The sequence below is a fragment of the Enterobacter cloacae complex sp. 394I7 genome (genome assembly GCF_057320345.1).
In genome coordinates, this window is the sequence record NZ_JBXWCR010000023.1 from 1 (window position 1) to 1,635 (window position 1,635).

The 1,635-nt window shown below is 53.5% G+C and carries 1 rRNA gene; it reads right to left on the reverse strand.

The features are described from left to right. Positions 1–25: 25 nt before the first annotated feature. Positions 26–1,565 (reverse strand): 16S ribosomal RNA (locus AC2FAP_RS24355). Positions 1,566–1,635: the final 70 nt, after the last annotated feature.

Here is a 1,635-nt window from a genome sequence, read left to right on the forward strand (position 1 = left end):
CACTACAAAGGCAGGTTCTTTAAGGTAAGGAGGTGATCCAACCGCAGGTTCCCCTACGGTTACCTTGTTACGACTTCACCCCAGTCATGAATCACAAAGTGGTAAGCGCCCTCCCGAAGGTTAAGCTACCTACTTCTTTTGCAACCCACTCCCATGGTGTGACGGGCGGTGTGTACAAGGCCCGGGAACGTATTCACCGTAGCATTCTGATCTACGATTACTAGCGATTCCGACTTCATGGAGTCGAGTTGCAGACTCCAATCCGGACTACGACGCACTTTATGAGGTCCGCTTGCTCTCGCGAGTTCGCTTCTCTTTGTATGCGCCATTGTAGCACGTGTGTAGCCCTACTCGTAAGGGCCATGATGACTTGACGTCATCCCCACCTTCCTCCAGTTTATCACTGGCAGTCTCCTTTGAGTTCCCGGCCGGACCGCTGGCAACAAAGGATAAGGGTTGCGCTCGTTGCGGGACTTAACCCAACATTTCACAACACGAGCTGACGACAGCCATGCAGCACCTGTCTCAGAGTTCCCGAAGGCACCAATCCATCTCTGGAAAGTTCTCTGGATGTCAAGAGTAGGTAAGGTTCTTCGCGTTGCATCGAATTAAACCACATGCTCCACCGCTTGTGCGGGCCCCCGTCAATTCATTTGAGTTTTAACCTTGCGGCCGTACTCCCCAGGCGGTCGACTTAACGCGTTAGCTCCGGAAGCCACGCCTCAAGGGCACAACCTCCAAGTCGACATCGTTTACGGCGTGGACTACCAGGGTATCTAATCCTGTTTGCTCCCCACGCTTTCGCACCTGAGCGTCAGTCTTTGTCCAGGGGGCCGCCTTCGCCACCGGTATTCCTCCAGATCTCTACGCATTTCACCGCTACACCTGGAATTCTACCCCCCTCTACAAGACTCTAGCCTGCCAGTTTCGAATGCAGTTCCCAGGTTGAGCCCGGGGATTTCACATCCGACTTGACAGACCGCCTGCGTGCGCTTTACGCCCAGTAATTCCGATTAACGCTTGCACCCTCCGTATTACCGCGGCTGCTGGCACGGAGTTAGCCGGTGCTTCTTCTGCGGGTAACGTCAATTGCTGCGGTTATTAACCACAACACCTTCCTCCCCGCTGAAAGTACTTTACAACCCGAAGGCCTTCTTCATACACGCGGCATGGCTGCATCAGGCTTGCGCCCATTGTGCAATATTCCCCACTGCTGCCTCCCGTAGGAGTCTGGACCGTGTCTCAGTTCCAGTGTGGCTGGTCATCCTCTCAGACCAGCTAGGGATCGTCGCCTAGGTGAGCCGTTACCCCACCTACTAGCTAATCCCATCTGGGCACATCTGATGGCAAGAGGCCCGAAGGTCCCCCTCTTTGGTCTTGCGACGTTATGCGGTATTAGCTACCGTTTCCAGTAGTTATCCCCCTCCATCAGGCAGTTTCCCAGACATTACTCACCCGTCCGCCACTCGTCACCCGAGAGCAAGCTCTCTGTGCTACCGTTCGACTTGCATGTGTTAGGCCTGCCGCCAGCGTTCAATCTGAGCCATGATCAAACTCTTCAATTTAAGTTTGATGCTCGTGAATTAAACTTCGTAATGAATTACGTATGTTCACTCAGAGACTTGGTATTCATTT